This is a genomic window from Mesorhizobium zhangyense (genome assembly GCF_011045115.1).
Taxonomy (GTDB): Bacteria; Pseudomonadota; Alphaproteobacteria; order Rhizobiales; family Rhizobiaceae; genus Mesorhizobium_M; species Mesorhizobium_M zhangyense.
In genome coordinates this window covers 195,169-221,644 of record NZ_JAAKZG010000003.1, presented here as the reverse complement: position 1 = coordinate 221,644, position 26,476 = coordinate 195,169, and the positions used below count along the sequence as shown (strand labels likewise).

The following is a 26,476-nucleotide window of genomic DNA, read 5'->3' as shown; positions in this document are numbered from 1 at the left end:
ACAGACACGAGAGCAACGCCCCTCTGGACTGGCGTGACAGACACGCGCTAAACGGGCACATGGGGATTCACTTGCACGACTATCAGACGACATTGAAATCGCGCGCGACGCTTTCCGGGGTTGGCGTCCACAGCGGTAAACCGGTCACTCTGCACTTTCTGCCTGCCGATGCGGACACGGGTATCGTGTTCCACCATGTCGGTGAGGGCGAAGCCACGCGCGACCTGCGCGCGCTCGTTTCCGAAGTCGGCAGCACCGATCTATGCACCATGCTCGGCGATCCCGCCGGCTATCATGTCGCCACCGTCGAGCACGTCATGGGCGCGCTGTTCGGTCTGGGCATCGACAATCTCATCATCGAGATCGACGGCAATGAAGTGCCGATCCTCGACGGCAGCGCCATCCGTTTCGTCGAAGCCATCGATCAGGCCGGCATCGAGACGCTTTCTGCCAAGCGCCGCTACGTTCGCATCCTGAAGCCTGTTCGCATCGAGGCGGGGGCCTCCTGGGCCGAATTCCGCCCCTATGCCGGAACGCGCTTCGAGGTCGAGATCGATTTCGAAAACCCGGCCATCGGCCGCCAGTCCTTCGCGGCGGACGTCAATCCGGACATGTTCCGCACCGAGATCGCACGCGCGCGCACCTTCGGTTTCATGAAGGATGTCGAGCGCCTGTGGGCTGCCGGCTATGCGCTCGGCTCTTCGCTGGAAAATTCCGTGGTGATCGGCGACGACAGCCGCATCATCAACGTCGAAGGTCTGCGCTATCCCAACGAATTCGTGCGGCACAAGACGCTGGACGCCATGGGCGACCTGTCGCTTGCCGGCGCGCGCTTCATCGGCTGCTTCCGTTCCTATCGCGGCGGTCACCGGATGAATGCAGCTGCGCTTCGCCGCCTGCTGTCGGATCGTTCGGCCTTCGAGATCGTCGAGACGACTCGCCGCGAACGTGGCCGTTCGGCAGAAATGATCGCCGTAAACGCTCCAGTCTACGCGCCCTGGGTGCTTTGAGGCACGCCGGGGGCTAGCCCCGAGGCCTGAAAAGCAGGACTTGTGTGACGATAACGCATCGTCCACAGGCTGATTATGGCGAAAGCCTGAGCCTGCCACAAAAATGCACCATTGCCGGACGATAGCGTTGCCGTTCAAGGGCAGTTGTGGTCTATGACTGCGGGGCGATGAGTATAATCATGGCGAGAGGGCCGAATCCGATCATGTTTTTCCAGCGAGCTGCACAGTCGAATCAGCCGGCGCGCGCTGCCTTCCTGGCGCTTTCGGTGCTTTCCGCGCCGCTTCTCCTTTCGGCCTGCATGTCTTCCGAAAAGGACCTCGATCTGTCGACCTATGTCGAGCAGACCGAACCAGCCGATGTTCTCTACAATCAGGGCCTGGCCAATCTGAATTCCGGCCGCCTGAAAGAAGCAAGCCGCAAGTTCGATGCGGTCGACCGTCAGCATCCCTATTCGGAATATGCCCGTAAATCGATGGTGATGGGCGCTTTCGCCAATTACCGCCAGGGCAATTATGACGACTCGATCAATTCGGCGAAGCGCTATCTCGCGCTCTACCCGTCGACGCCCGACGCGGCCTATGCCCAGTACATCATCGGTCTGTGCTATTTCCGCCAGATCAAGGACGTGACGCAGGACCAGAAGGAATCGCGCCGCGCCATCGAGGCGATGCAGGAAGTGGTTACCCGCTGGCCTGATTCGGAATATGTCGACGACGCCAAGGAAAAGGTGCGCTTTGCGCGCGACCAGCTCGCCGGCAAGGAGATGCAGGTCGGCCGCTATTATCTCGAACGCCGCGAATATATCGCTGCGGTGAAGCGCTTCCGCTACGTGGTCGAGAATTACTCCAATACCCGTCAGGCCGAAGAAGCGCTCGCGCGTCTGACCGAAGCCTATTACGCGATGGGCCTGACCTCGGAAGCGCAGACAGCAGCCGCCGTTCTTGGGCAGAACTACCCGGACAGCCCGTGGTATCGCGATTCCTACAAGCTGCTGCAGACCAATGGTCTGGAGCCACGTGAAAACGCCGGCTCGTGGATTTCCAAGGCCGGAAAGCTTATAACCGGCGCCTGATCAAAGCGGGCGTCGATGCTTTCCAGACTGTCTATCCGCGATATCGTGCTGATCGAGCGGCTGGACATTGATTTCTCGCCGGGCCTTTCCGTGCTCACCGGCGAGACGGGCGCAGGCAAATCCATTCTTCTCGACGCGCTGTCGCTGGCACTGGGTGCCCGCGGCGACGCATCGCTCGTCCGCCATGGTGCGGCGCAGGGGCAGGTGTCGGCTGTGTTCGACGTGCCGCGCAATCATCCTGCCCGGCAGATTCTGATCGACAACGCGCTGGACGACGACGGCGACATCATCCTGCGCCGGGTGCAGACGGCGGACGGGCGCACGCGCGTCTTCGTCAACGACCAGCCATCCAGCGTCACCTTGATGCGCGATATCGGCCGCGCGCTGGTCGAGATCCACGGCCAGCATGACGAGCGCGCCCTTGTAGACGCGAGCGCTCATCGCGAACTGCTCGATTCCTTTGGCGGCCATATCGGCGAGGCGCGTGCCTGTGGCGAGACCTGGCGGCGCTGGCGTGACTGCGAACAGGAGCTGGCGCGGCATCGCGCGCGCGTCGAGGCTGCCGCGCGCGAGGCTGATTATCTGCGTGCAGCCGTCGCCGAACTCTCCCAACTCGACCCGCAACCGGGCGAGGAAACCGAGCTGGCAGAGATCCGCACGACGATGATGCGGGCTGAAAAGATCGCCGGCGAAATCCAGGACGCGCAGGATGTGCTTTCCGGCCAGAACTCGCCGTTGCCGCAATTGGCAAGTTTGCTCAGGCGCTTGCAGCGCAAGGCATCGGAAGTCCCCGGCCTGCTCGATGATGTCGTGAAATCTCTGGACGAAGCTATGCTGTCGCTGGACGCCGCGCAGTCGGGCGTCGATGCCGCCTTGCGCGCCACAGAATATGATCCGAAGCGTCTGGAGAATGCGGAAGAGCGACTGTTTGCGCTGCGCGCCGCGTCGCGCAAGCACAATGTGCCGGTCGACGATCTGGCGCGCCTGCGCGATACGATGTCGGCCGATCTCGCCGATCTCGATGCCGGCGAAGAGCGCCTGCATGTGCTTGAAAAGCAGGCTGTGGCCGCGCGCGATGCCTACGACGCTGTGGCGGCAAATCTTTCGGAGTTGCGCAAGACGGCGGCGATCGGTCTGCGCAACGCGGTGATGGCCGAATTGCCGGCGCTGAAGCTCGAGCGTGCCGAGTTCATCGTCGAGATGAGCACCGAGGCCGGCAATCGGCTGGAGGAGGGCATCGACCTGATCGAGTTCTGGGTGCGCACCAACCCCGGCACCAAGCCCGGCCCGATGATGAAGATAGCGTCGGGCGGCGAGCTTTCCCGCTTCCTGCTGGCGCTGAAGGTGGCGCTTGCCGATCGCGGCTCTGCACCGACGCTGGTGTTCGACGAAATCGACACGGGCGTGGGCGGTGCCGTGGCCGATGCGATCGGGCAACGCCTGTCGCGGCTGGCCAATCGGGTCCAGGTTCTGTCGGTCACCCATGCGCCGCAGGTTGCCGCGCGCGCCGGCACGCATTTCCTTATCGCCAAGTCCGGCGGCAAAGAGCAGGTCTCGACCAGCATCGCCGAGATGGATCGCGGCTCGCGGCAGGAAGAGATCGCGCGTATGCTGGCTGGGGCGACGATCACCGACGAAGCGCGGGCCGCCGCCGAGCGTCTGTTGCGGGAAAATACGGCCGCCGCATCCTGAGGCCCTTCACGAACTGATTCCGGCGATGTCAGCAGGTTGCTGTTTCGGCACGATCTTTTGCTAAAAAGACTGCCGTCCCTTTGTCTCTTCGGCTAGTGTAGCCACCGCAATATCAGCCGGATTCTCAAGCCATGTCAGTGACCGCCAAGCCCGTCGAGGATTTGACCGAAGCCGAAGCCGAGGCCGAGCTTGCCCGGCTTGCGGCAGAGGTCGCCCACCATGACGAGCGCTATCACGGTCACGACGAGCCGGAAATCTCCGATGCCGCCTACGACGCATTGAAGCGGCGCAACGACGCGATCGAGAAGCTGTTTCCGCAGTTTATCCGCGCCGACAGCCCGTCGATCCGGGTCGGCGCGGCGCCGCTTCCGACCTTTGCGTCGATTACCCATTCGCGGCCGATGCTGTCTCTCGACAACGCCTTTTCCGATGAGGACGTGCGTGATTTCGTCGGCTCCGTCTACCGTTTCCTCGGCCAGTTGCCAGACGGGTCGATCGCCTTCACCGCCGAACCGAAGATCGACGGCCTTTCGATGTCGATCCGCTATGAACGGGGCCGGTTGGTGAATGCCGCGACCCGTGGCGACGGGACGACCGGCGAGAACGTCACCGAAAACATCAAGACCATCCAGGAAATCCCGAACCGCTTGCCGGCCGGCGCCCCCGATGTCGTCGAGGTGCGCGGCGAGGTCTATATGCGCAAGAGCGATTTTCTCGCGCTCAACGCGCAGATGGAAGCGGAAGGCAAGCAGACCTATGTGAACCCGCGCAACACGGCGGCGGGATCGCTGCGCCAGCTCGACGCCAAGGTGACGGCCAGCCGCAACCTGAAATTCTTCGCCTATGCCTGGGGGGAGATGTCCGAAATGCCCGCCGACACCCAGATGGGCATGGTGGAAAAGTTCAGGGAATGGGGCTTTCCGGTCAATCCGCTGATGAAGCGGCTGAATGCGGTCGAAGACATCATTGCCCACTATAACGAGATCGGTCTCCAGCGCCCGGATCTCGACTATGAGATCGATGGCGTCGTCTACAAGGTCGACAGGCTGGACCTGCAGGAGCGTCTCGGCTTTCGCTCGCGTTCGCCACGCTGGGCGACGGCGCATAAATTCCCCGCCGAGCAGGCTTTTACCCATGTGGAGAAGATCGACATCCAGGTCGGCCGCACCGGCGCGTTGACGCCGGTGGCGCGGCTGACGCCGGTCACGGTCGGCGGCGTCGTCGTTACCAATGCGACGCTGCACAATGAGGACTACATCAGGGGTATCGGCAATTCGGGCGAGCGCATCCGCGAGGAGGAGCACGATATCCGCATCGGCGACACGGTGATCGTCCAGCGGGCCGGCGACGTCATTCCGCAGGTGCTCGACGTCATCATGGAGAAGCGCCCGGCGGATGCCGTGCCCTATGAATTCCCGAAGAAATGCCCGATCTGCGGCAGCCATGCGGTGCGCGAGAAGAACGAGAAAACCGGCAAGCTGGACTCCGTCACCCGCTGCACCGGCGGTTTCGTCTGCCGCGCGCAGGCGGTCGAGCATCTGAAGCATTTCGTCTCGCGCGCGGCCTACGATATCGAGGGGCTTGGCGCGAAGCAGATCGACTTCTTTTTCGAAAGCGAGGACGAGGCGCTGAAGGTGCGCACTGCGCCCGACATTTTCACGCTGAAGCAGCGGCAGGAAACGTCGCAGCTCACCAAGCTCGAGAACATCGATGGTTTCGGCAAGGTGAGCGTCAAAAAGCTGTTCGACGCCATCGACGAGCGGCGGAGCATTGCGCTCAACCGCTTCATCTACGCGCTCGGCATCCGCCATATCGGCGAGACGAACGCGAAGCTGCTCGCCCGCGCTTACGGCACCTACGAAGCCTTCGAGGCGGCGATGAAGCAGGCCGCTGCCCTCTCGGGGGATGCCTGGGAAGACCTCAACAACATCGAGGGTATCGGCGAGGTCGTGGCGCGCGCGCTCGTCGAGTTCTTCAAGGAGCCGCGCAATGTCGAGGTTATCGACAGGCTGCTGAAGGAAGTGACGCCGCAGGCCATGGAAGCGCCGGTGGCGAGTTCCAGTCCCGTCGCCGGCAAGACGGTCGTCTTCACCGGCTCGCTCGAAAAGATGTCGCGCGACGAGGCCAAGGCGATGGCCGAAAGGCTCGGCGCGAAGGTCTCGGGCTCCGTTTCGAAGAAGACCGATCTGGTCGTTGCCGGGCCGGGCGCGGGGTCGAAACTGAAGCAGGCGACCGAGTTCGGCATTGAGGTTATCGACGAGGATGGGTGGTTCGAAAGGGTAGGGCAGCGGCCCTAACCCGTTCGAATTAACTAATCCTCGCCGGCAGGAGCATCATTTTCCCTGATCGCTGGCTCAAGCGAATTCATATGACTTGCGGGTCCTGCCGACCTAAATAGACTTTCTTTCCTAGATCGCCGTGCGCCCCTTCGGACGCACAAAGGACGATCTGACACTTTGAATGAGCATCCGAATATTCCGAAAACGGGTACCCACTTTTCGGTCCGATGCTTTAGGGAGTAGCCATGTCCAGCGAAGCCATTTCCGAGGGCGCTCGTGCGAGCGGGTTTTGGCGCGGTTTTCAAATGGGCGTTCCCATTGTGGTGGCTTCTGCGCCGTTCGGCCTTCTTTTCGGGGCGCTTGCCGCCGAACAGGGTTTCAGCGTCTTCGAAGCCGTGCTGATGAGCGCGACCGTCTATGCCGGCGCGAGCCAGATGGTCGGTATCGAGCTTTTCGGCCAGAAGCTGGCGCCGGCTCTCATCGTGTTTTCGATCTTTGCGGTGAACTTCCGTCATGTGCTTTATTCGGCAGCACTCGGGCGGCGCATTCGCCATTGGCCACTCGCCCAGAAGGCGATCGGCTTTTTCTTTCTCACCGATCCGCAATATGCCGGCGCGGAAGCGAAGGGCGAACGTGGCGAAGACGTTTCCTTCGCCTGGTATATGGGCATGGCATTGCCGGTCTATGTTTGCTGGGTTGCGGAAGCAGCGCTCGGCGCGCAGTTCGGCAAGCTGATACCCGACACGCACGCCTTCGGGCTCGATTTCCTGCTGCCGATTTATTTCCTCGGCCTTGTCATGGGCTTTCGCAAGCGGCCCTTGTGGCTGCCGATCGTCATTACCAGCGCGATCGTTTCGATCATTGCCTACAAGACGGTCGGGTCGCCCTGGCATGTCTCTATCGGCGCGGTTGCCGGCATCCTGCTTGCCGCGGTGATGCCGATCAAGAAATCCGATCAGTCCGAAACCTCCGAGCGGAGTGAAACCCTGTGAGCACGACAGTCTGGATCATCCTTGCCGGTGCTGCGATGACCTATCTCACGCGCATTGGCGGCCACCTCGTTCTGTCGCGCTTCGAACGCGTCCATCCGCGCATCGAGGCCGGGTTGGATGCCGTGCCTGCTGCTGTGTTGACGACGCTGGTGGCGCCTGCCGCCATTTCGGCAGGGCCGGCGGAACTGGCAGCACTTTTGGTCGCAGGCATCGTTTCGCTGCGGAGCGGGCTGATGCCGATGTTCCTGGCGGGTGCTGCGGTTCTGATCGCGCTGCGCCATTTCATGGGCTGAAGCGCTATTTGTTTTTGATGATCGCGCCTATGAAATCGGCGCGGTCGCCTGTTCCAGCCATTTCAGCGTTTCGCCATCCACCATCGGTCCGATCTCGGCCAGCACGCGGGCGTGATAGGCGTTCAGCCAGACAAGCTCCTCGTGCGCCAGCAGGTCAGGCCTGACCAGCCGGCGGTCGATCGGGGCGAGCGTCAGCGTCTCGAATTCATGCACCGGCAGGTCACCACCTTCGACCGGTTTGGCGGCGGTCACGAGAATAAGATTCTCGATGCGGATGCCGTAGTGGCCTTCCTTGTAGTAGCCGGGCTCGTTGGACAGGATCATGCCTTCCAGGAACTTTTCCGTGCCGGTTCGCGAAATGCGCTGCGGCCCCTCATGGACGGCCAGATAAGAGCCGACGCCGTGACCGGTGCCATGGGCATAATCAAGGCCGTGCTTCCACAGCGCCATGCGTGCCACCGCGTCGATTTCCGAACCGCGAGTCCCGACCGGAAAGCGCAAAGTCGAAATGCCGATCATACCCTTCAGGACGAGGGTGAAGCGTTCGCGCATCTCGTCGGTCGACTGGCCGATGGCCACGGTGCGGGTGATGTCGGTGGTGCCGTCCTGATATTGCGCGCCTGAATCGAGCAGGAAAAGTTCGCCGTCGCCAAGCTTGCGGTTGGTCGCTTTCGAAACGCGGTAGTGCATGATGGCGCCGTTCGGACCGGCGCCCGAGATCGTGTCGAATGACACGTCGCGAAGCGGCATCTGCGTTTCCTCGCCGACTGTCCGCCTGGCTTCCTCAAGCTGGGTGACCAGCTTGATCTCATCCATCGTGCCGGGCTTTTGCGCATCGAGCCAGCAGAGCAGTTTTGCCACAGCGGCCCCGTCGCGGCGGTGCGCTGCGCGCGCGCCCTGCAGTTCGGCCTGGTTCTTGGTGGCGCGGGGCAGGCGGGCGGGATCGGCTTCCGAGACGACGGTGCCGCCATTCTCCTCGATGATCGCACGCAGCTTTTCGGCGGCCAAAGCGGGATCGAGAGCGATTTTCGCGCCGGATTTCGCGAGTTTGGCGAGGTCGCCCGTGAGTGCGTCGGGGGCGCGGAGGTCGCAAAGCTGGGTCAGATAGGCCTGCACCTTCCGCGGCAACTTGCGCTTGTCGATGAAGAGCAGGTGCTTGCCGTCCGCCGCCAGAATGGCGAAGCCCAGCACCAGCGGCGTGTGCGGCACGTCATTGCCGCGAATGTTGAAGGCCCAGGCAATCGACGAAGGGTCGGTCAGCACGCAGTGGGTGGCGCCCTGTTTTGAAAGGGCTTCGGCGAGGCGGGCGAGCTTTTCCTTGGCCAGTTCACCCGCGAATTCGATGGGGTGAATGTCGACCGCCGCCATGGGCTGCTCGGGCTGGTCCGCCCAGATTTCGTCGATTGGATTGACGTCGAGCGCCACAAGGGTTGCGCCGTTTTTCTCGGCAGCTTTCTTGAGCGCCTGAACCTCGCCGACGGTGTGCAGCCATGGGTCGAAGCCCAGCCGCGCGCCCTTGCCGAGATTGTCCTTGATCCAGGCGGCGGGCGGATTGTCGATCAGGCTTTCGATGGCGAAGATGCCGAGATCGACCTGTTCGCGCACCTGCAACTGATAGCGTCCATCGACGAAGATGAAGGCGCGATCCTTAAGAATCAGCGCTACTCCGGCGGAGCCGCTGAAGCCAGTCAGCCAGCGCAGCCTCTCCGAGCGAACGGCAACATATTCGCCCTGATGTTCGTCGGCGCGGGGCACCAGAAAGCCGTCGAGATCGTGGCTCGCGAGCCATTCGCGCAATTTCGCCACGCGCGCGGGCGCGCTGGTCGGATCTCCGGCGGTCTCAAACGTCTGGAACATGACTTTCGTGCCTTCCGGTGCTCAATGCTTCGCGTCGCGCAAACCTATCCGGGTGGGTTGATGCTTGCAACGCGTCCGGTTTGATCCGGGGCTTGCCGGAATGGTGCGATGCACAATTCTGTTCGCACATGCAAAAATGTATGGGTGCAATGCAAAATCGTGTCTGTAAGTCAGCCGCGACCAGTCCTACCTTGGTTGTCGGGAGGTTGATGTTTCAACCAGGGGAATAAGATGTCCGGATTTTTCAAAGCTGCAATCAACGCCTTGATGGAAGCGCGCCAGCGCGAAGCTGCGCGCTATGTCAATGGCGCGCTTCTGTCGCTTGACGACGATACGCTGAAGGCTAATGGCTTTACCCGCGAAGACCTGAAGAAGCGCGGCAGCTCCTACTCGTTCGTGTAACTCACCGCTTCAGGTGAAGCGTCACCCAGCCTTCGCGGGCCAGGGTGCGCACATGGCGAAAGTTCTGGCCGATGTAAGCGGCCAGAACTGCATTGCGCTGCCGCTCCAGAATGCCTGAAAGGACGATCGAACCGCCGGGAACGAGGTGATGCGCCATCTGCGGCGCGAGCTTCATCAGTGGCCGCGCCAGGATATTGGCGACGATCAGGTCGAAGGGGCCGCGCGCGGCGAAGATCGGGTGGTGAAAGCCCGGCGCGGTGTACGCTTCGACATAGGCCGAGACACCATTCAGCCGCGCATTGTCCGCCGCGACTTTTGTCGCAATCGGATCGATGTCTGTCGCCAGCACCGGAATATGTGCGAATTTCGCCAAGCCAATAGCGAGAACTGCGCTGCCGGTGCCGAGGTCGAGCGCATTCCTTGGCCGCTCGCGCCGCGCCACGGTCTCCAGAACGTCCAGACAGCCGGATGTCGTGCCGTGATGGCCGGTGCCGAAGGCAAGCCCGGCCTCGATTTCAATCGACAGTTCGCCGGGCCGCTGCTTGTCTCGGTCATGCGCGCCGTGGACGAAAAAGCGTCCGGCGCGAACCGGTTTCAAGCCTTCGAGTGACAGCGCAACCCAGTCCGTATCGGGCAGGATTTCGCGCTCGATCGTCTTTTGCAGCGACAGGCCCTCGAGCACCTGGCGCATGCGGCGCTCGGCATCATCGATATCGCCATCGGCGTAGATCGACACTTCCTGAATGTCGCGCTCCTCGTCCTGTTCCAGCACGGCGATCGGGAAGCCGTCCTCCTCGAACTCGGTTTCGAAAGCAACGAAGATGCGGTTGGCTTCGGCGCGCCCGGCCGTCAGATGGAGGCGTGTCTGGGTCATGGAATTTCGCGATCGGAAGAGAGGAAGCGTCGCCCGCTTTTGAACGTTTCAGCCCTTGCCCGCAAGCCGTTTCAGCTTGGCTACAGCCGTGTCGCCGCTTTCCCCGTAAGCGATTGTGCCGAAGAAGTCGCCCTTGCCGTCGAGCAGCAGCACGGAAGCGGTATGATCCATCGTGTAGTCGCTGCCTTCGAGCGGCACTTTTTTCGAGTAGATGCCGAATGCCTTGGCCATGGCCGCAACCTTGTCCGGCGCGCCGGTGATGCCGGTTACGCGGTCGGAGACGTTGCTGACATAGGAATTCATGATTTCGGGTGTATCGCGCTCCGGATCGATGGAGATGAAGTAGACCTTGATGTCCTTGCCTTCGTTGCCGATCTTCTTCAGCCAGCCGTCCATTTCGAACAGTGTCGTCGGGCAGACCTCCGGGCAATGCGTGAAGCCGAAGAACAGCGCCGTCGGCTGGCCGCGGAACGCCGCCTCGGTAATCGGCTGGCCCTTCTGGTCGGTAAGCGTGAACGGCGCGCCATAGGGCTCGCCGCCGTGGCGGGTCTGGTACCAGTCGAAGGTGAGCCAGCCGATGCCGGCAGCCATGAGAACCAGTATGCCAACGAGGATTGCACGCATCATGATATGGAATTTCCGCCCGTAAACCTGAATCTATCGTTTTTTTGTTCGACTGCGATCTTTCCCGGGGCGCGATCTAGAAACACCAGGCAAGCCCGGCTTCCACCGTGGCCATGAAGATCGCTGCCCCGTTCTCCATCCACGCGGCAAAGGCCACGCCAGCCAGAGCGGCAAAAGCCGCCGTGCCGAGGATGATCTTTGCGGTCGTCGCCACCGGAGCCGAAAGGCGCTGTCTCATTGGCGGTAACATAGTCTTTGTGGCGAGCTCGAAAAAGAGGCCATGATGCCGCTGGCGGTGGGCGCAGAGGCCGGCACTTTCGGCCTTGGGCTTGCAAGCTGGCTTGCGCTGCCCCAATTGTTGCGAACGGAATTTTTCCTTGCAGGAGGTTTTCATGCGTCTGGCTTTGTACGGTGCTGTTGCTCTTCTCGTTGGCGCGGTCGCGCCAGCGTCCGCGCAGGAGGTCGGCAGGGTCGGCGTCGACTGGCTCGGCAACGACATCATCGTCGAGGCGGTGAAGGACCCCGCAGTCGAAGGCGTGACCTGCCACATCTCCTATTTCGACCGCGGCGTCGTCGACCGGCTGCAGAAGGGCAACTGGTTCGAAAACCCGTCCGATTCCTCCATCTCCTGCCGCCAGACCGGGCCGATCACCATCGGCAAGATCGACATGAGCGAGGAAGGCGAGGAGGTGTTCAAGCAGGGCATCAGCCTGATCTGGAAGAAGCAGGTGGTGAACCGTATCTACGACAAGAAGAACGATACGCTGATCTATCTCTCCCATTCCCGCCAGGTGCAGGACGGTTCGGCGAAGATGGCGGTGACAACGGTCCCGCTCTACGACCAGAACGTCGTCTGGTCCGACGGCAAGCCGCAGTAAGCCAATTCGACCGGCTTGCGGGGCAAAGCGAGGCGGCGTAAAGCGCCAGCATGGACCCGAACCCCGCCCTGCGCTTCAAGGATGCCGAGCCGCGCATCCATCCGACAGCCGAGCTGAAAAGCTCCAAGCTCGGCCGCTATGCCGCGATCGGCGAGCGCGTCATCCTGCGCGAGGTGACGGTCGGCGACTTTTCCTATTTCGAGCGGCATGCCGAAGCGATCTACACGACGATCGGCAAGTTCTGCTCCATCGCTGCCAACACCCGCATCAATGCGCTTGAACATCCCATTGAGCGCCTCACCACGCACAAGGTGAGCTACCGGCCGAACGAATATTTCCGCTATCTCGGCGTCGATGGCGACTTCAAGGCGCGCCGGCAGGGCAAGGCCGTGACCATCGGCCATGATGTCTGGATCGGCCATGGCGCGGTCATCATGCCGGGTGTCAGCATCGGCAATGGCGCGGTGATAGGCGCCAATGCGGTGGTGACGCGCGATGTCGGCGCCTATGAGATCGTCACCGGCGTGCCGGCAAAGCCGCTGCGCCGCCGTTTTCCCATCGAGATTGCCAGTCGCATCGAGGCGCTGGCCTGGTGGGACTGGCCGCTCGGGCATCTTGCCGACGCCATCCCCGACATGCAGTCGATGCCGATCGAAGCTTTTCTCGATCGCTGGGAAGCGCGCAAACCCTGAGTTTTCCAGGGTTATCATCCGCTCCAAGATGATCTGATGCGGCTTTCAGGCTGCGACGGTAACCATTTTCCTTAAGGTAAAAGATTAAAGTTAAAAAATGGAAAACAGGTTGTATTAATGAAATACTACAATTCAAGATTGCATGATTTGATTGCGTGTGAATAATCAAACTCGGAGAACAAGACGGGAAGCAGAGGGAAACACTGTAAGCAACAAAGGAGAGTACATCATGAAGACGATCATCTATGCACTTACTGCTACTATTGTTTCCTTCTCGGCTGTTTCGGCACATGCCGGCGGCTGGGGCTCCAACACCGGCAACTTCAGCCAGTCGAGCGGCCTCATCAACGTGTCGCCGTCGATCGGCCTCGGCAATATCGGCCTTGGCGTCAACCTGCTGAACGGCTCGCCGATCCTCAGCGGAAACAACATCCTCAGCGGCAACAGCACCGGCATCCTGAACGGGAACACCGTCGGCGTGCTGAACGGCGTCCTCAATGGCGTCGGTATCAATCTCCTGGGCGGCAACAGCTACAAGCTGAAGAAGTAATTCCCGGCCAGCAATCATGAGCATGCATGCAGGGCAGGAGGGAGTTGCGCCCCTCCTGCCTGAAAACCTGCTCATAACCTCTACTCCGGCGGCCATCTGCCGGCGTTTTCTGCGCTTCCGGTGCTCACGTACCCAAACGTACGCTCCGTTCCGGTTCTCGAAACCGCCACCATCTGACTCGCCGGAGCGAGTTTCTGAACAGGTTTTGGACCGGCAGCTTCAGATCTTCGTCCGGATGCCGATGAAGGCATCGACGGTCTTCTTCTCGACATCGATCACCGTCAGGAAGCGCTGCGTGTAGTCGACACGGACGACCAGCGAGACAGCCTTGGTCGCCTGGAAGCTGGCTTCGCCATAGAGGCCGTGGGCGCGTTCCTTGTTTTCGTAGAGCAGGTTTTCCTTCAGTTCAGCGAAGGCACCGGAGGCAAGCGCCAGGCGTTCATTGAGCAGAAACCGCGCCTCGATCTCGCCGCGCTGCAGCCATGAGGCCAGCGGGTCGTCGCTGTCGATGGTCTCGAAGCGGCCGAAATAGGCGCCGCGCAATTCGAAGCCATGCGGCAGGGGCTGCGCGACGGCTACCCGCCACGTCGGGCGCACGCTCTGATAGATGTCCTGTGCGCCGCGTAGCATCTGGACGCCGAGCGCGCCGGTGATGCTGGCTCCGGTCTGGCGCTTGTAGCCGGCCTCGGCCTGCAGCGTGTATTCGGCGAGCGACAGGCCGACGGGCGGCGAGCCGAGCTTTTCCACCGAGACGAATTGCGCCGAAGACGAAACGCCGTAGGCTGCCTGACCGACCGTGCGCATGAGTTTTGCGCCGACCTGCGTGCGGTTCTTGTCGGGATCGAGTTTCGTGCGCGGCAGCACATCGTCCTGGAAGCGGGATTCGCCGAGCAGTTCATAAGCGTTGGCCAGTTCGAGGATGAGGGCTGTGCCGCCGCCGAGATCGATGCCGGCCTGTCCCTGTGCGCCGAACACCTGCTTGGGCGCGCGCGTGCCTATGATGAAGGGGCCAATGGTAAAATCGTCGCCTTCCGTCGAAAGCCGGTAGGTGAGGGTGCCGCGCAGTTCCAGCGCGGGGCTGACGCGCTTGGTCACGTCGAGCAGAAGCGCGCCGGCGCGGTCGTCCTCGATCTTGACCGTGTCGTAGCGGGTCGCCTGGATTTCCGCGCCGAATTTCACCGTCCCGTCGTCGATCTGCCATTCGTGCTGCAGCGAGCCGCGGATCAGCGAATACCAGTCGGGAATGGCAAATTCGCTGTCGAGCGCATTGCTGGTCCAGTGGCGCTCGACGCTGGTGACAATCTTTGGTGCTGGTGGGGCAGTTGGTGCAGCCGGCGCAAGATCGGCTGCCGCCGATGGCGTTGCCAGAAGAGCCAGCATGAGAGAGGCACGTTTGACCCGCACGGCGCGCTCCGGGTTCGGCTTCGAAAAACCCCTTCCGCCTGCGGGGGTGTCGAGGCGGAAGGGGCTGGAGTACCCCGCCGGGAAGCGGAGGGTACGGGCTCTTGCCCGCCCCGAAACATTTGCATGCATTCGGCAAACTTCGCGTTATGGTTGTATGTATCCTGTGGTTGTGGCGGGTTGTGGTTTGCCCGACCGCCCTTGCGAGTTGACGGCGCGGGAAGCGGGCGGGCATGGTGCCCGCGAACGGAGAGATGATTTGACCGACTGGCTTGAGATACTGAAAGAGCAGACCGAGGCGGGCGCCCGTATGGGCAAGGAAGTGCCGAAAATGCTCTCCGACCCCGAAATCAGCGCCGAACAGGTCGGTTCACTGTTCCATGCGCTGGAGGAGCAGGCCCAGTTCGTCGAGAAACTGACCAAGATCCTCGAAAAATACGGCTACGATTTCGATATCATCAAAGCCGCCGAGACGCTGGAAGAACGCTATGTCGACCTCGCAGCGGAAGCGGCGGAGAAGTTGAGGGCGATGCGGGGGTAGGCTAGACACCTCTCCTTCTCCCCTTGTGGGAGAAGGTGGCCGAGCCCGGACTTGTTCCGGGGGAGGTCGGATGAGGGGTGTTGGACGGGATGCAGACGCTGGAGTTTCTTCCAGCACCCCGCATCCGTCTTGGCGCTGCGCGCCAATCCACCTTCTCCCACAAGGGGAGAAGGAATGGCGCTCCTCAAATCCCCGTCACAAACCCGTCCAGCACCCGCTTCTGCCCGGCCTTGTCGAAATCGATCGTCAGCTTGTTGCCATCGACGACCGAGACATTGCCGTTGCCGAATTTCTGGTGGAAGACGCGGTCGCCGACCTTGAAGGGCGAGGGGGTGTCGGAGACGGATTTGGCGACGAGTTCGCCTTCTATCGTGCGGCTTTTGACCGAGCCGCGGCCGGCGCCATAGCCTGAATCGGTCTCGCCATAGCCGATGCGTTCTACCGCGTGGCCGCTGCGCGAGCCCCAGTTGCGGTCGGTTGCCTCGTTGCGGTTCGCCTGCGCGCGCTGCCAGCCCGGCGTCGCATAGGTGTTGGAGAACGAGCCGGAGTCCTGGCCGACATTGTCGAAGCGCGATGCGCCATAGGGGTTCTGCCGCCCGCCACGGCCGCCGGCGAAGGAGCCGCCGCCATAGCCGCCATAGCTGTTGCCGGCCTCAGCCACTTCGACATGAGCCTCGGGCAGTTCGTCGAGAAAGCGCGACGGGATGGTCGATTGCCACAGGCCGTGGATGCGGCGATTGGAAACGAACCAGATATGCAGGTTCTTCTTGGCGCGGGTGACGCCGACATAGGCAAGCCGGCGCTCTTCCTCCAGCCCCGATCGGCCGCCTTCGTCGAGCGAGCGCTGGTGCGGGAACAGCCCTTCCTCCCAGCCGGGGAGAAAGACAGTCTCGAATTCCAGCCCCTTGGCCGAATGCAGCGTCATGATGTTGACGGCGTCGAGGTCTTCGTTCTTCTCGCTGTCCATGACAAGGGCGACGTGCTCGAGGAAAGAGCGCAGCGACTCATATTCCTCCATGGAGCGGATCAGCTCCTTGAGGTTTTCGAGCCGGCCCGGGGCTTCGGCCGAGCGGTCGTTCTTCCACATGTCGGTGTAGCCGGACTCCTCGAGGATCGTCTCGGCAAGCTCAGTGTGCGGCGTGTTGTCGAGCGCTTTCTGCCAGCGCTCGAAATTGGCCGCGACCTCGCGCAAGGCGGCGCGCGGCTTGGGTTTCAGCTCGTCGCTTTCGGCGAGGTTGCTGGCGGCCTCCAGCATCGGGATGCGCAGCGCGCGCGCGGTGTCGTGGACCTGTCTTACGGCAGCCTCGCCAAGACCGCGCTTGGGCACGTTGACGATGCGCTCGAAGGCTAGGTCGTCGGCGGGCTGGGCGACGACGCGGAAATAGGCCATGGCATCGCGGATTTCCTGGCGCTCATAAAAGCGCGGGCCGCCGATGACGCGGTAATTCAGGCCGAGGGTAACGAAGCGGTCTTCGAACTCGCGCATCTGGAAGGAGGCGCGCACAAGGATCGCCATGTCGTTGAGCTTGTGGCCCTTGCGCTGGGCGGTTTCGATCTCCTCGCCGACGGCGCGGGCTTCTTCTTCAGAATCCCAGGCGGCGTGGACATTGACCCGGGAGTCGTCGTCCTCGACCTTTTCGGTGAACAGCGTCTTGCCCAACCGACCCTCATTGTGGGCGATGAGGTGGGAGGCGGCGCCGAGGATATGGGCCGTGGAGCGGTAGTTGCGCTCCAGCCGTATCACTACGGCGCCGGGAAAATCCTTGTCGAAGCGCAGGATGTTGTCGACCTCGGCACCGCGCCAGCCGTAGATCGACTGGTCGTCGTCGCCGACGCAGCAGACATTCTTCTGGCCGGGCGCGCCGGTTTCCTGCGCCAGCAGCCGCAGCCACATATATTGGGCGGTGTTGGTGTCCTGATACTCGTCGACGAGAATGTATTTGAAGCGCTTGTGATATTCCTTCAGGACATCCGGGTTGCCGCGAAAAATGCGGATGGGATGGCAGAGCAGGTCGCCGAAGTCGCAGGCGTTCAGCGTCTTCAGCCGGTCCTGATAGGCCTGATAGAGCTGGCGGCCCTTGCCGTTGGCGAAGGCGCGGGCATCGCCCTCGGGAATTTCGGAGGGGCCGAGGCCCTTGTTCTTCCAGCCGTCGATCATCATGGCGAACTGGCGCGCCGGCCAGCGCTTGTCGTCCAGCCCCTCGGCCTGGATGAGCTGCTTGATCAGGCGGATGACGTCGTCGGTGTCCAAAATGGTGAAGTCGGAGCGCAGGCCGGCCAGCTCGGCATGGCGGCGCAGCATTTTCACGCCGATGGAGTGGAAGGTGCCGAGCCACGGCATGCCTTCGACGGCTTCGCCGACCAGCAGGCCGACGCGCTGCTTCATTTCGCGCGCGGCCTTGTTGGTGAAGGTCACGGCGAGAATCTGCGAGGGGAAGGCGCGGCCGAGGCTGAGAATGTGGGCGATGCGGGTGGTCAGCACGCGCGTCTTGCCAGTGCCGGCGCCGGCCAGCACAAGCACCGGGCCGTCGATGGTTTCCACCGCCAGCCGCTGCTCTTCGTTGAGGCCTTTCAGGTAATCGGGAGCCGAGCCCTGGCGGGCCGCCATGGCGCGCGCGGCAATGCCGCCGCCTTGCGCCGGCGCGCGCGCAGGGGTGGCGCGAGGCGAGGGGGCCTCGTCGAAGAAGGGCATGTCGTCTGGAAAGTCTGACATTTGCACCGAATGTAGTGATTCGGACCAGAAAGGCCAGAAGAAGCGCTAAAACAAAGCGCGAACAGCCCTTATCCCCTGTATTCGGCGCATAAGGCGTCTATTTCAGCAGCTTGCGGCGGTTGTGGACAGGAAGCCGTTGCGATCTGCGATGCTCCCATATCCGTCATTTGACAGTGTTTGCGGTTCGGCGGAAAACTTGGCGCCTGACGACTCAACGCTCGGCTGTCGAGGCTCATTTCGCCTCAACGGTCCCCGAAATCACAGGGGCAACGATCTTGGCAACGGTTCTCACGGCGCTCGTCTTCCTCATTCTCGGACTTTTCCTCGCCGGCGGCGGCATATGGCTCGCGGCGATCGGCGGCAGTTTCTACTACGTCATTGTAGGCCTCGGCTTCCTGCTGACGGCATGGCTGCTGTTCAGGCGCTCAGGCGCAGCACTTTGGGTCTTCGCGCTGGTGCTGATCGGAACGCTGGCCTGGGCGATCTGGGAGGTCGGGCTCGACTGGTGGCAGCTCGGCCCGCGCGGTGGTGTTGTCGTGCTTTTGGCGCTGTGGCTGCTGACGCCTTGGGTGCGGCGCCGCCTGAGCGCTTCGGGCGGCGTGATTCCACTGGCAGCCGGTGTTCTTGCCGCGCTGATTGCGGCGGGCGCGTCGATGACGATCGATCCGCTGGACATCGCCGGCGAGCTGCCCACCGACAAGGTTGCCGCTACACCGGATCTCGGCGGCGGCGACGTGCCGGCGGGCGAATGGCACTTCTATGGCCGCACACAATATGGCCAGCGCTATTCGCCGCTTGACCAGATAACGCCTGAGAATGTCGCGAAGCTCACGCCGGCATGGACCTTCCAGACCGGCGACGTGCGCACATCGGCGGACGTGCCGGAGACGACTTATCAGGTGACACCGCTGAAGATTGGCGACACGCTTTATATCTGCACCCCGCACAATTGGGCGATAGCCATCGACGCGGCGACCGGCAAGGAAAAGTGGCGCTTCGATCCCAAGATCGCCGAGGATAGCGATCGCCAGCACCAGACCTGCCGGGGCGTGTCCTACTACAACGACACAAAGGTCGCCGCCGGACAGCCCTGCGCGCTGCGCATCTACCTGCCGACCTCGGATGCACGGCTGATCGCGCTCGATGCGGCCAACGGGCAGGTTTGCCCGGGCTTCGCCGAAGGCGGCACGCTGAACCTGATGACCAATATGCCTTATCCGAAATCCGGCTACTATTATTCGACCTCGGCGCCCCTGATCGCCGGCGGCAAAATCATCGTCGGTGGCGCGGTCAACGACAATTACTCGACCGAGGAACCGTCCGGCGTCATCCGGGCCTATGATGCCGACACCGGCGCGCTGGTCTGGAACTGGGATTCGGGCAATCCGGATTCCACGACGCCGATCGGGCCGGGTGAAGAATATACGCACAACTCACCCAACATGTGGTCGACGGCCAGTGCCGATGAGAAGCTCGGCCTCGTCTATGTGCCGCTCGGCAACCAGACGCCCGACCAGCTTGGCGCAGGCCGCAGCGAGAATGTCGAAAAGTTCTCGTCGTCGATAACCGCGCTGGACCTCAATACCGGGCAGATGCGCTGGGTGCGCCAGACGGTGCATCACGATTTGTGGGACATGGACGTGCCGGCACAGCCGAGCCTCGTCGACATTACCACCGATAAGGGCGTGGTGCCGGGGCTCGTCGGTCCGACCAAGCAGGGCGACATCTATGTGCTCGACCGCCGCACCGGCGAGCCGATCATCCCGGTCACCGAGGTTCCGGCTCCGGGTGGGGCGATCGAAGGCGATCATACGTCGCCGACGCAGCCGGTCTCGGGGCTGACCTTCATGCCACCGCCGCTGACCGGCAAGAGCATGTGGGGCATCACCATGTTCGACCAGCTTGCCTGCCGCATCGAGTTCCAGAACCTGCGCTACGAGGGCCGTTATACGCCACCTTCCCTGCAGGGATCGCTCATCTATCCGGGCAACTTCGGCACGTTCAACTGGGGCGGTGTCGCTGTCGACCCCGTGCGGCAGGTGATGTTCGGCATGCCGACCTATCTCGCCTTCAAGTCGACGCTGGTGCCGCGCGACCAGGTGCCGCCGCCAGATGGCGGCAGGGGCAGCGAGCAGGGCCTGAACCGCAACGAGGGCGCACCCTATGCGGTGGTGATGGGGCCTTTCCTGTCGCCGCTCGGCATTCCCTGCCAGTCGCCGCCATGGGGTTATGTCGCCGGCGCCGATCTCAGAACCGGCAAGATCGCCTACAAGCACAGGAATGGCACGGTCTACGACATGACGCCGCTGCCGCTGCCCTTCAAGGTCGGCGTGCCGGGCATCGGCGGGCCGATGATCACTGCCGGCGGCGTTGCTTTCCTGGGTGCTGCGGTCGACGACTATCTGCGCGCCTATGACGTGACGACGGGCCGACAGCTTTGGGAGACGCGGCTCCCGGCAGGCGGCCAGTCGACGCCGATGACCTATACGGTTGCCGATGGACGGCAGTTCGTGGTGATCGTCGCCGGCGGGCATGGTTCGGTCGGTACCAAGCCGGGCGATTACGTGATGGCCTACACACTGCCGAAATAGACGCAGGAGAGCTGGATGAGAGCGGGAAAGGTAGCTCGTCCCGCTCTCAGCGATACCGAAGCCCTGCTGCCGCGATCGGCTTTCTGTCTCAGTGTTCCTCCATACACGCAAAAAAGCCGTACTCGGCGCGGTCAATTGCGGAAATCAAGGCGCGGAATAACAAGCGCTTCAAAGACAGGGGACAGCACGATGAAAGTCTCTTACGACGACGTCAGGCGCACGAAAACGGCAAGACTTGTCATGATCGACGGCCACAGGGTGCGCGTTGATCAGCGAGCCATCAAGGTCTGGAGAAAGAACCCCGACGCGGTTTTCAACGCCGTTCTGGATTCCCATACGAGGGAATACCGGATGTCAGGGCACGAGACCTTGCGATCAGGCGAGTAGGATAGCGGATGCGAGGGTTGCTCGCATCCGGCAGCGACCCTCATCCCTTCCGAGATAATCTATTTCTTCAGGCGGCACTCCTTGGAAATACCGGCAGCTTGGCGATGTCGTCGGCATTATGCTGGATGATCAGCGTGACCTCCCAGGCGAACAGTCTGCGAGGAGGCCATAGGCGCCGGCCGGGCTCCTTATTCCGCCTTTCATGGAGCTGCGCCTGTCCAGTTGCAGTGGAAAGCGTATTTTCAAGCCGGCTAAACGGGTAGCGCCACAGCTTTCCCGCTGATAAGGGTGCCTTCTGAACGGGCAGGGGTTTCCTGCCTGCATCGCGACCTCGGCATTTTAAGGCCTGGCGCAATCACGGCAAGAAAACCGGAGCACGGCACGCGATGATGGGATGGTTCCGCAAGCTTCTCCCGCGCGAGGATCGTTTCTTTGATCTGTTCGCAAGGCATTCCGAAACGCTGGTTCTCGGCGCGAAGGCGCTTGAGCGGCTTTTGGCTGGCGACGACATCGAGGCGCGTGGCAAGGAGATCATCGCGCTGGAAGACCGCGCCGACGCCATCACCGGCGAGGTGCTTCTGGCCGTGCGCAAGAGCTTCATCACGCCGTTCGATCGTGGCGACATCAAGGATCTCATCCAGTCCATGGACGACGCCATCGACATGATGCGCAAGACGGTAAAGACCGTGACGCTGTTCGAACAGCGCGAGTTCGATCCGCTGATGCAGCAGATGGGCACGCTCTGCGTGGAAGCGGCAAATCTCATCGCGCAGGCCGTTCCGCTGCTCGACCGCGTCAACGCCAACGCCGCCCGTCTCAACGAGCTGACCGAACAGGTGGTACGTGTCGAGGAACAGTCGGACGAGCTGCACGACCGCGGGCTCAAGGAGCTTTTCAAGCGATATGGCCGCTCCGATCCTATGGCTTACATGATCGGCAGCGAGATCTATTCCGAGCTGGAAAAGGTGGTCGACCGCTTCGAGGATGTTGCCAATGAGATCAGCGGCATCGTCATCGAGAACGTCTAGGAAAATCGATGGACGCCACCCTTGCGTTTCCGCTGCTGGTCGGTCTGATCGGCGTCGCCCTATTTTTTGATTTCCTCAACGGTCTTCATGATGCCGCGAACTCCATCGCGACTATCGTTTCGACGCGCGTGCTGCGTCCGCAATATGCGGTGCTGTGGGCAGCGTTCTTCAACTTCATCGCCTTCCTGTTCTTCGGGCTGCATGTCGCTGAGACGCTGGGAACCGGCATCATCAGCGCCGATGTCGTCGATCCGCGCGTGGTGTTCTCGGCCCTGATGGGCGCGATCGCCTGGAACCTGCTGACCTGGGCCTTCGGTATTCCGTCCAGCAGCTCGCACGCGCTTGTCGGCGGCCTGGTCGGGGCGGGCGTGGCGAAGGCCGGCGGCGGCGCGATCGTCTGGACCGGGCTGGCGAAGACGACTGCGGCCATCGTTCTTTCGCCGGCTACAGGCTTCATCCTGGCGCTGATGCTGGTGCTCGCGGTGTCGTGGATCTTCGTGCGCAGCACGCCTTTCGCGGTCGATCGCACCTTCCGCATCATGCAGTTCATTTCCGCCTCGCTCTATTCGCTCGGCCATGGCGGCAACGATGCCCAGAAGACGATGGGCATCATCGCGGTGCTGCTTTATTCGCAGGGCATGCTCGGGCCGGACTTTTACGTGCCGTTCTGGGTGGTGATTTCCTGTCAGCTCGTGCTGGCGCTGGGCACGCTGTTCGGTGGCTGGCGCATCGTGCACACGATGGGGTCGAAGATCACGCGGCTTAACCCGATGCAGGGCTTCTGTGCCGAAACCGGCGGCGCGATCACGCTGTTTGCCGCAACTTGGCTCGGCATTCCGGTTTCGACCACGCATACCATCACCGGCGCGATCATCGGCGTAGGGGCTGCGCGCCGTGTGTCTGCGGTGCGGTGGGGCATTGCCGGCAATATCGTCGTTGCCTGGATCATCACGATCCCGATCACGGCTGCGATTTCCGCGCTCTGCTACGTCGCCACAGGGCTTTTTGTGTAACCCTGCCAGGGCCGCGCCGTTCTTGACGTCCGAGAAGGGCTTGAATAGCTTTCCTGTCGGCCGGATGCGGCCGGCAGCCCGCGCTCGGCAATGAGCATGGCGAACGCATCCCGAGATTTTTTCACCTGATCCCACGGACGGTGAGAGCGTCAGCAATGCGGGCACTGATGAGCTTCCTCACCGTTTTGGAAGGATCGGAAGACCATGCGAAGTTTTCACGATGCAAAGGCGATGGCGAAAGCCATGCGCGAAACCCTTGCTGCCAAGGGCCTGACGATTTCCCACAGCGAGGCGCTGGAGATCGTTGCCCACCAGTTCGGCCTCGACAACTGGAATATCCTGTCAGCAAAGATAGAGGCAGGTGAAGCTGGCCGCGAGCCGTCGGCAAACGCCATCGCCTTCGAGCAGGCCGTGCCGATCGTGCGTATCTTCGACATAGCCAAGGCGCACGAATTCTATCTCGATTTCCTTGGCTTCAAGGTCGATTGGGAACATCGCTTCGGCGAGAACTCTCCGCTCTACGAGCAGGTCTCGCGGGACGGTTTGCGGCTGCATCTCTCGGAACATGCGGGTGATGCGACGCCCGGCGGCAATATGGTCGTTTACACGAAGGGCATCGAAGCCTTTCACAAGGAACTGATCGCCAAGAACTACCGTTATCTGCGGCCGGGGCTGGAGAACGAGGAGTGGGGCCTGGAGATGCAGGTGATCGATCCGTTCAACAACCGCATCCGCTTCATGGAAGCGCAGAGCACCGCTTGATTTGGGCGGCGCGTTCGAACGGCTTACTGGACGGCAGGAAGCGTTTGCCGTCTTGCCGATAAGGCAAGACCGTCGCGGATGTTGAAGCCCATCATGGTAAGGTTGATCAATCCCGCGGCGAGTTCGATTGCCTGTACCGTCATGAAGGCGGTGCCGAAGTCGCCGGCTGCTGCCTCGGCGTTGAGGAACAGCGCCGAGGGCAGGAGCACCAGCATGCCGTTGAGTGCAATGAAGGGCATGCGCTTCTTCTTGGCTGCAACCATCGGCAGCCTCATGCCCTTGTCGAGGCGAAAGCCGGTGGCGCCGGTTGCGGCGAGCGCCGGTACAAGCACGAGCATGGCCCAGACGATCGCCTGCTTGACGGAAGCGATTGCGGCCGGCGTGCCGAAAAGTTCGCTGATTGCGGTAGACAGCCAGAAGCTGGCGATCAGGATGAAGGCGAGGATGCCGGCGGCGGCATGCAGTCGGTGAAGAGGCATGATAGTTCTCCATGAACATAGCAAGCTATGTAATATTGCATAGTATGCTGTTTAATGCAAGCTGCGGCGTGACCTGGACGGATCGACTGAAGAGACGCAGACCTCCGGCCCTCATCACGCCCACTTCACCGATGCGTTACTGGACCGGCTTCGCCTGCCGCCTATCTTGGTTTTATCACTTCAATCGATGCAGGGGAGAGAGTCATGACCAAGCCGGCCATCACGCAGGCGATGATCGACGCCTATGACGAATACACGCATCTGACATTGGATCGGCGCAGCTTCATGGAGAAGCTGACCAAACTTGCCGGCTCGGGGGCGGCAGCGGCAGCAATAGCGCCTATGCTTGCCGCCAACTCAGCGCAGGCCGCCGTGATTCCCGAAAATGACGAGCGGCTGAAAGCCGAAGACATCACCTATCCCGGCTCGAAAGGCGACATGAGGGGCTATCTCGTTCGCCCGGCCGCTCAAAGTGGCAAGCTTGGCACGGTCATCGTCATCCATGAGAACCGTGGCCTCAACGCGCATATCCAGGATGTCGCACGCCGCGTTGCACTCGAAGGCTTCGTTGCGCTGGCGCCGGATTTCCTGTCTCTGCTGGGCGGCACGCCGGCCGACGAGGAAAAGGCGCGAGAAATGTTCGGACAGCTTTCGCCCGAACAGACCATCAGCGACGGTGTGGCGACGGTGGCGTTCCTGAAAAAGCATGAAGAGAGCAACGGCAAGACCGGTGCTGTCGGCTTCTGCTGGGGCGGTGGCGCGGTCAACGATCTGGCGGTCAATGCGCCCGACCTCGATGCCGGCGTCGCCTATTACGGGCGCCAGCCGAAGGCGGAAGACGTCGCCAAGATAAAGGCGCCGCTGCTGCTTCAATATGCGGGGCAGGACGAGCGCATCAATGCAGGCATCGAAGCCTACGAGAAGGCACTCAAGGCGGACGGCAAGGAATACACCGTCTATGTCTATGACGGCGTCCAGCACGCCTTCAACAACGACACGTCCGAAGCCCGCTACAACAAGGAAGCGGCGGATCTTGCCTGGGGCAGGACTATCGCCTTCTTCAAGCAGAAGCTGTCCTAGCGGCAACCCGTCCTGCGGGGAATCAGTCGCGGCCAGGAGTGCGCTCACGCTTCCGGCCGCGCCCGGGAAAGCGTGAGCGTTGAGCACACCGTGGCATTTTCGGGTTAAAGCTGGTTAACGAAAGCGGTTAAAATTCAAGCATCTACACCGGCTTCCGGAAGCCGTTTTAGACTTGTGCGAGAGTGGGTTCGCAAGCCGTCAAGACCGGCGTCAAGCGCCCTTTCAGGGCCGCTGCCGCCGGTATGTTCCAAGTAAAAAATCAAGCTCTTCCGGGTCGTCGCTTGCGCCTTGCAGTCTTCAGAATCTCGCGAGCGTAGATCATCTTCATCGGGATAGGTAAATGAAGACGTTCGATGCGGTAAAGCTCGTTGTTTATTGTCTTCAGCGCGCGCCAGAAGTCATAATCACTTATCGTGTTATCGGATGCGAGGCGGCTCGACATCTGCGCAACATCTATCTTCATGCCAGTCTCCCGAACGGCGCCGCCCGTCACCATTCCGATCGTGAGTCGCTCCAGCATCGATTTTCACCCAGTGGCAGGCTGGATCAACCCGCCGCAACAGATCAAACTGTGCAAAAACCCTTAAGGTTAATGCTTCATTCACCATTAAAATTTTAACGACTTCCGCAAAACCCTCGCCCGGCGATCGCCGTGCGACGCTTTGTGAGCGTGGGTCTCACCACGCCCCCATCATTCGACCGGGGGAGGTAAGTTTCAATTCGGCCTTCGGGAGAGGTCACACGGCCTTTCGTTTGATGCCGATAGACCGTCCGGCGCGCTCCGGCATCGGCAATCCGCCATGGGCGGCACGCATGGCATCCACCTTTGCCATGATATCCTCGGGGAAGGCTGAGACCTTCGGCCCGGACATGTCGATATGCAGCGACAGCGTTTCCGAAGTGGCGGCAAGCCAGCCTTCGACATGGTGGATTTCCTGATAGGCGCGGATGCGCTTATCGTCATGATCGATGAGCTGGAAGGTGACTTTGACCTTGTCGGCAAGGTGGAGCTCGCGGACGTAGCAGAGGTGAACCTCGGCCGTATAGATCGTCAGCTTCCGGTCGCGCACATAATCCGCCCCCATGCCCATGATTTCAAAGGCTTCGTCGGAGCAGCGGTCGAAGATGACATTGTAATAGGCCATGTTGAGATGGCCGTTGTAGTCGATCCAGTCTTTCTCGACCTCCATGATGCGCGAGACGAAAGGGGCCGGAATGGTCATTGACAGCGTCCTCATTTGGCGGTTTGCACGGTACCCACTCTT

At 61.7% G+C, this 26,476-nt stretch carries 25 protein-coding genes; 16 read left to right on the top strand and 9 right to left on the bottom strand.

Annotated elements, in window-relative coordinates:
• The first annotated feature begins 59 nt into the window (after positions 1 to 59).
• The 6 genes from lpxC (at position 60) to G6N74_RS07885 (ending at position 7,339) form a co-directional block, all read left to right on the top strand.
• Positions 60 to 1,010: a UDP-3-O-acyl-N-acetylglucosamine deacetylase gene (gene lpxC / locus G6N74_RS07910; protein ID WP_165116092.1), complete on the top strand. Its 951-nt coding sequence runs from the start codon at positions 60 to 62 to the stop codon at positions 1,008 to 1,010.
• 203 nt (positions 1,011 to 1,213) lie between these two features.
• Positions 1,214 to 2,083 (top strand): outer membrane protein assembly factor BamD, encoded by an 870-nt coding sequence (locus G6N74_RS07905; protein WP_165116789.1) that lies wholly within the window; start codon positions 1,214 to 1,216, stop codon positions 2,081 to 2,083.
• 15 nt (positions 2,084 to 2,098) lie between these two features.
• Positions 2,099 to 3,775, top strand: a complete 1,677-nt coding sequence (gene recN, locus G6N74_RS07900) for a DNA repair protein RecN (RefSeq protein WP_165116089.1) — start codon at positions 2,099 to 2,101, stop codon at positions 3,773 to 3,775.
• 131 nt (positions 3,776 to 3,906) lie between these two features.
• Positions 3,907 to 6,072, top strand: a complete 2,166-nt coding sequence (gene ligA, locus G6N74_RS07895) for an NAD-dependent DNA ligase LigA (RefSeq protein ID WP_165116087.1) — start codon at positions 3,907 to 3,909, stop codon at positions 6,070 to 6,072.
• Positions 6,073 to 6,299: 227 nt separating this feature from the next.
• The gene (locus G6N74_RS07890; protein ID WP_165116085.1) at positions 6,300 to 7,046 is read left to right on the top strand and encodes an AzlC family ABC transporter permease; all 747 of its coding nucleotides are present in this window, start codon (positions 6,300 to 6,302) and stop codon (positions 7,044 to 7,046) included.
• Positions 7,043 to 7,339, top strand: a complete 297-nt coding sequence (locus G6N74_RS07885) for a branched-chain amino acid transport AzlD family protein (protein WP_165116083.1) — start codon at positions 7,043 to 7,045, stop codon at positions 7,337 to 7,339. The genes G6N74_RS07890 and G6N74_RS07885 overlap by 4 nt, the downstream gene beginning before the upstream one ends.
• Before the next feature lie 27 nt (positions 7,340 to 7,366).
• On the opposite strand, the gene G6N74_RS07880 is transcribed toward G6N74_RS07885, so the two are convergent.
• Positions 7,367 to 9,196, bottom strand: coding sequence for an aminopeptidase P family protein (locus G6N74_RS07880; protein ID WP_165116081.1), 1,830 nt, complete (start codon positions 9,194 to 9,196; stop codon positions 7,367 to 7,369).
• A 231-nt stretch (positions 9,197 to 9,427) separates the two neighbouring features.
• Here G6N74_RS07880 and G6N74_RS07875 point away from each other — a divergent pair, with 231 nt between their 5' ends.
• Positions 9,428 to 9,598 (top strand): hypothetical protein, encoded by a 171-nt coding sequence (locus G6N74_RS07875; protein WP_165116079.1) that lies wholly within the window; start codon positions 9,428 to 9,430, stop codon positions 9,596 to 9,598.
• A 1-nt stretch (position 9,599) separates the two neighbouring features.
• Here the strand turns inward: G6N74_RS07875 and G6N74_RS07870 are convergent, their stop codons facing one another.
• The 3 genes from G6N74_RS07870 to G6N74_RS07860 all read right to left on the bottom strand — a co-directional run bounded on the left by G6N74_RS07870 (position 9,600) and on the right by G6N74_RS07860 (position 11,334).
• A complete protein-coding gene (locus G6N74_RS07870; RefSeq protein ID WP_165116077.1) occupies positions 9,600 to 10,472 on the bottom strand; it encodes a 50S ribosomal protein L11 methyltransferase in 873 nt (290 codons plus the stop codon).
• Between the two features lie 48 nt (positions 10,473 to 10,520).
• On the bottom strand, positions 10,521 to 11,099 hold the full coding sequence (locus G6N74_RS07865) for an SCO family protein (RefSeq protein ID WP_165116075.1): 579 nt from the start codon (positions 11,097 to 11,099) through the stop codon (positions 10,521 to 10,523).
• A gap of 73 nt (positions 11,100 to 11,172) precedes the next feature.
• Positions 11,173 to 11,334 (bottom strand): hypothetical protein, encoded by a 162-nt coding sequence (locus G6N74_RS07860; RefSeq protein WP_165116073.1) that lies wholly within the window; start codon positions 11,332 to 11,334, stop codon positions 11,173 to 11,175.
• A gap of 154 nt (positions 11,335 to 11,488) precedes the next feature.
• On the opposite strand from G6N74_RS07860, the gene G6N74_RS07855 reads away from it, so the two are divergent.
• From G6N74_RS07855 to G6N74_RS07845, 3 genes are all read left to right on the top strand, one after another.
• The gene (locus G6N74_RS07855; protein WP_165116071.1) at positions 11,489 to 11,974 is read left to right on the top strand and encodes a CreA family protein; all 486 of its coding nucleotides are present in this window, start codon (positions 11,489 to 11,491) and stop codon (positions 11,972 to 11,974) included.
• A 50-nt stretch (positions 11,975 to 12,024) separates the two neighbouring features.
• Positions 12,025 to 12,666 (top strand): DapH/DapD/GlmU-related protein, encoded by a 642-nt coding sequence (locus G6N74_RS07850; protein WP_165116069.1) that lies wholly within the window; start codon positions 12,025 to 12,027, stop codon positions 12,664 to 12,666.
• Between the two features lie 229 nt (positions 12,667 to 12,895).
• Positions 12,896 to 13,216 (top strand): hypothetical protein, encoded by a 321-nt coding sequence (locus G6N74_RS07845; RefSeq protein ID WP_165116067.1) that lies wholly within the window; start codon positions 12,896 to 12,898, stop codon positions 13,214 to 13,216.
• Between the two features lie 219 nt (positions 13,217 to 13,435).
• On the opposite strand, the gene G6N74_RS07840 is transcribed toward G6N74_RS07845, so the two are convergent.
• Complete coding sequence (locus G6N74_RS07840) at positions 13,436 to 14,620, bottom strand: hypothetical protein (protein WP_165116066.1); 1,185 nt, start codon at positions 14,618 to 14,620, stop codon at positions 13,436 to 13,438.
• A gap of 256 nt (positions 14,621 to 14,876) precedes the next feature.
• Between G6N74_RS07840 and G6N74_RS07835 the strand changes: the two genes are divergently transcribed.
• Complete coding sequence (locus tag G6N74_RS07835) at positions 14,877 to 15,158, top strand: hypothetical protein (protein WP_165116065.1); 282 nt, start codon at positions 14,877 to 14,879, stop codon at positions 15,156 to 15,158.
• 184 nt (positions 15,159 to 15,342) lie between these two features.
• On the opposite strand, the gene G6N74_RS07830 is transcribed toward G6N74_RS07835, so the two are convergent.
• Positions 15,343 to 17,871 (bottom strand): ATP-dependent helicase, encoded by a 2,529-nt coding sequence (locus G6N74_RS07830; protein ID WP_165116064.1) that lies wholly within the window; start codon positions 17,869 to 17,871, stop codon positions 15,343 to 15,345.
• Positions 17,872 to 18,146: 275 nt separating this feature from the next.
• Here G6N74_RS07830 and G6N74_RS07825 point away from each other — a divergent pair, with 275 nt between their 5' ends.
• From G6N74_RS07825 to G6N74_RS07810, 4 genes are all read left to right on the top strand, one after another.
• Positions 18,147 to 20,462 carry a glucose/quinate/shikimate family membrane-bound PQQ-dependent dehydrogenase gene (locus tag G6N74_RS07825; RefSeq protein ID WP_165116063.1) on the top strand — a complete coding sequence of 772 codons (2,316 nt, stop codon included), beginning with the start codon at positions 18,147 to 18,149 and terminating at the stop codon, positions 20,460 to 20,462.
• A gap of 773 nt (positions 20,463 to 21,235) precedes the next feature.
• On the top strand, positions 21,236 to 21,877 hold the full coding sequence (locus tag G6N74_RS07820) for a DUF47 domain-containing protein (protein WP_165116062.1): 642 nt from the start codon (positions 21,236 to 21,238) through the stop codon (positions 21,875 to 21,877).
• Positions 21,878 to 21,885: 8 nt separating this feature from the next.
• Positions 21,886 to 22,890 carry an inorganic phosphate transporter gene (locus tag G6N74_RS07815; RefSeq protein WP_165116061.1) on the top strand — a complete coding sequence of 335 codons (1,005 nt, stop codon included), beginning with the start codon at positions 21,886 to 21,888 and terminating at the stop codon, positions 22,888 to 22,890.
• A 204-nt stretch (positions 22,891 to 23,094) separates the two neighbouring features.
• Positions 23,095 to 23,652, top strand: a complete 558-nt coding sequence (locus G6N74_RS07810) for a glyoxalase superfamily protein (RefSeq protein ID WP_165116060.1) — start codon at positions 23,095 to 23,097, stop codon at positions 23,650 to 23,652.
• Positions 23,653 to 23,675: 23 nt separating this feature from the next.
• Here the strand turns inward: G6N74_RS07810 and G6N74_RS07805 are convergent, their stop codons facing one another.
• The gene (locus tag G6N74_RS07805; protein WP_165116059.1) at positions 23,676 to 24,131 is read right to left on the bottom strand and encodes a hypothetical protein; all 456 of its coding nucleotides are present in this window, start codon (positions 24,129 to 24,131) and stop codon (positions 23,676 to 23,678) included.
• 204 nt (positions 24,132 to 24,335) lie between these two features.
• Between G6N74_RS07805 and G6N74_RS07800 the strand changes: the two genes are divergently transcribed.
• Positions 24,336 to 25,211, top strand: a complete 876-nt coding sequence (locus G6N74_RS07800; RefSeq protein ID WP_165116057.1) for a dienelactone hydrolase family protein — start codon at positions 24,336 to 24,338, stop codon at positions 25,209 to 25,211.
• A 259-nt stretch (positions 25,212 to 25,470) separates the two neighbouring features.
• Here G6N74_RS07800 and G6N74_RS07795 read toward each other — a convergent pair whose 3' ends face one another.
• Positions 25,471 to 25,731 carry a hypothetical protein gene (locus G6N74_RS07795; RefSeq protein WP_246245678.1) on the bottom strand — a complete coding sequence of 87 codons (261 nt, stop codon included), beginning with the start codon at positions 25,729 to 25,731 and terminating at the stop codon, positions 25,471 to 25,473.
• Between the two features lie 217 nt (positions 25,732 to 25,948).
• A complete protein-coding gene (locus G6N74_RS07790) occupies positions 25,949 to 26,434 on the bottom strand; it encodes a thioesterase family protein (protein WP_165116055.1) in 486 nt (161 codons plus the stop codon).
• Positions 26,435 to 26,476 lie beyond the last annotated feature (42 nt).